This window comes from Methylacidimicrobium cyclopophantes (genome assembly GCF_902143385.2).
Classification (GTDB): domain Bacteria; phylum Verrucomicrobiota; class Verrucomicrobiia; order Methylacidiphilales; family Methylacidiphilaceae; genus Methylacidimicrobium; species Methylacidimicrobium cyclopophantes.
Map to the genome: position 1 here is coordinate 1 of NZ_CABFUZ020000053.1, position 2,545 is coordinate 2,545.

At 64.4% G+C, this 2,545-nt stretch carries 4 protein-coding genes; 2 read left to right on the forward strand and 2 right to left on the reverse strand.

The window, feature by feature from the left end:
- The coding region (locus FN369_RS01185; protein ID WP_178087596.1) for an NADP-dependent oxidoreductase at positions 1-858 on the reverse strand (858 nt) is incomplete at its 3' end.
- A 152-nt stretch (positions 859-1,010) separates the two neighbouring features.
- Positions 1,011-1,322 (reverse strand): hypothetical protein, encoded by a 312-nt coding sequence (locus tag FN369_RS01190; protein ID WP_142524391.1) that lies wholly within the window; start codon positions 1,320-1,322, stop codon positions 1,011-1,013.
- A 203-nt stretch (positions 1,323-1,525) separates the two neighbouring features.
- Here FN369_RS01190 and FN369_RS01195 point away from each other — a divergent pair, with 203 nt between their 5' ends.
- Both FN369_RS01195 and FN369_RS01200 read left to right on the forward strand, forming a co-directional pair.
- Positions 1,526-1,945: a DJ-1/PfpI family protein gene (locus FN369_RS01195; protein WP_142524392.1), complete on the forward strand. Its 420-nt coding sequence runs from the start codon at positions 1,526-1,528 to the stop codon at positions 1,943-1,945.
- A 48-nt stretch (positions 1,946-1,993) separates the two neighbouring features.
- A partial coding sequence (locus FN369_RS01200; protein WP_142524393.1) for a GlxA family transcriptional regulator occupies positions 1,994-2,545 on the forward strand: 552 nt, incomplete at its 3' end.

Consider the following 2,545-nt stretch of genomic DNA (forward strand, 5'->3'; position numbering starts at 1 on the left):
CTCCGGCCACCGGTCGAGCCGGTCGCCGACGATGAAGCCCTGGAGCCGAACTCTCCGGGAGAGCAGGAAATCCCAACCCTTCGGGAGGGGTGTCTGCACATCTTCGTAGGTCGAGATGTGGCCGCAGAGGACGATCCGGGCGAAGGGGTTGAGTAGTGGCAGAACCGCTTCGAGAAGAGCGCCACCCACGCTGTCAAAATAGAGATCGATTCCTTCGGGAGCGCTCTCTCGTAGGTCGGCCGACAGCCGGTCGCTCTTCTGGTTGACGGCTGCGGAAAAGCCGAGATCTTCGACGACATGGCGGCATTTGGCCGCTCCCCCGGCGACCCCGACCACCTGGCAGCCATGCATCTTGGCAAGCTGCCCCGCTACACTTCCCACCGCTCCGGCGGCTAAGGAAATGACGACCGTCTCGCCCGCCTTGGGCCGACCGATGTCGAAGATGCCGATGTAGGCCGTCACCCCGGGCATGCCGGCGACCCCGAGATAGGAGGGCAGAGGCAGCTTGCGGGCCCCGACCTTTCGGGCCTCTGTCCCCCGGCAGACGCCGAAAAGCTGCCAGCCCAGGTAGGCCACGACGCTCTCCCCCGGAGCGAAGCTGGAATCGCGGGAAGAGAGCACCTCTCCGACCGTCCAGCTCGGCATCGGTTCTCCCAACGCGACCGGCTTCGTGAAGGTATCCCCGCCGCCGGCCAAAAGACGTTGGTAGGGATCGACCGAAGCAAAGCGATTGCGGACCAAGATCTCTCCGGGCGCCAGCTCCTCGGAGAGCTCCTTGGTGACCAGAGAAAAGTCTTCTTGCCGGAAGGCTCCCGCCGGCCGCCGCAGGAGAAGAACCTGTCTGTTCTGGAGGCTCATCTTTCTCGAATCCTCGATCCGAGAGAGACTCCCTTCAATCGATTTCTCCAAAAATTGGGAAGAAGGGGGAGGCGGCCGCAGAAGGGATGGCTGCTCCGGGGAAAGAGCAGCCATCCTCCCGTCCCGAAATCCGGGAACGATCCGCGGCTCTCCTACCCCAGCATGCTCTTCTCGATCGCCTTGCGGAATTCAGCCTCCGCCTTCGCCTTGGCGACCTTGGCCTGCCAGCCGGCTCCCGCGGCCGCTACATAGGCTTCCGCTCCTTTTTCGAGCTGGGAGCCCCACTGGGCTCGAATCTTTTCTTTGAGGATCTCCTTGAGGACCTCCGACCAGGCCGCACAGCTGGCCGATTTCCACAGCTGCGCGATATGGCCTACCAGATCGCCCTCTTCCGGACATCCTTCGGCTCCCTTGTGGTGGCCGCTCTTCTCCTCATGGCAGCACTTCTCTTCGCAATCGCTCATTGTCTCTCTTCTCCTTCTGGTTTTGGGAATCCTCCGGGCCGGAAGCTCGACCGAGCGGTCGGCCTCACGGAGGATTCGCAGAGCAGTCTGCCACCCGCAAAGGGATCCGGCGAGGGTGCCCGAAGACAAACTTCGGGCCGAAAACGCCAACCCTTCCTTCTCGGTTGGACGGCGGCCGAATCCGCATCTATGCTCTCTTCCCCATGGAGCCCCCTTCCCCGATCACGGTGGCGATACCCCTGCTCCATGGGGTCATTCCGGTTTCGATCGTTGGGCCGGCTCACCTTTTGGAACGAATCGGCGCCACCGAGGAGAGTCCCTGCTTGGAATGCGCCGAGGCTTCCTTTCGGGTGCGTCTGCTCTCTTTAGACGGGAGACCCGTGGAGCTCGGTTCGGTCCGGATCCAGCCCGACGGTGCGCTTTCCGAGATGCCCGCCCCCGACCTCCTCTATGTGGCGGGTCCGGGTGGGGATTTCGAGGAGGTGCTCCGCCGCAACGGGCCCTATTTGGACTGGATCCGCCAGGGGTATGCTCGGGGCGCGACCGTCGCGACCTCCTGCACCGGGGCGATCTTCTTGGCCGAGGCAGGGCTTCTCGACGGCCGCCGCGCCACGACCCACTAGTGCCATGCCGACTTCTTCCGCCGCCGCTACCCCAAAGTACGGTGGGAGATGTCCCGCATCGTCGTGGAGGATGGGCGGCTGATCACCGCGGGCGGAGCGACCTCCTACCTCAACTTGCTGCTCTGGCTGGCCGAGAAGTTCCTGGGACGAGCCCGGGCCCTCTCCGCCGCCCGGTTCACCCTGATCGATCCCGAGCGCGACTCGCAGCTCCCCTTTATGGTCCGCGGGAAGCGGCAGGGGCATGGGGACCGGGTCGTCCAAAAGGCGCAGGAGCTCCTGGCCGCCGATCCGGAAAAGCCCCTCTCCTTTGCAAAGCTGGCCGCATCCTGCGGAGTGAGCCCCCGCACCCTGCTCCGCCGCTTCCAAACCGCCTTGGGCGAGAGCCCGCGGGAGTACCGGCAGACGTTGCGGATCGAGAAGGCAAAGGAGCTCTTGGAAGAGAGCGATCGGACCATCGAGGAGATCGTCGCCGAGGTCGGATACGACGATTCGCGCTCCTTCCGCCGCCTCTTTCTCCAGCGGGTGGGGATCTCGCCGAGGCACTATCGGCGCAAGTTCCAGATCACTCCTGCCCGAGAGAAGAGCCAGTCGGCTGGCCGC

Bases quoted from the DNA above. Each gene is read 5' to 3' on its own strand.
- FN369_RS01195 (WP_142524392.1), top strand. From the start codon at position 1,526: ATGGAGCCCCCTTCCCCGATCACGGTGGCGATACCCCTGCTCCATGGG.
- FN369_RS01190 (WP_142524391.1), bottom strand. From the start codon at position 1,322: ATGAGCGATTGCGAAGAGAAGTGCTGCCATGAGGAGAAGAGCGGCCAC.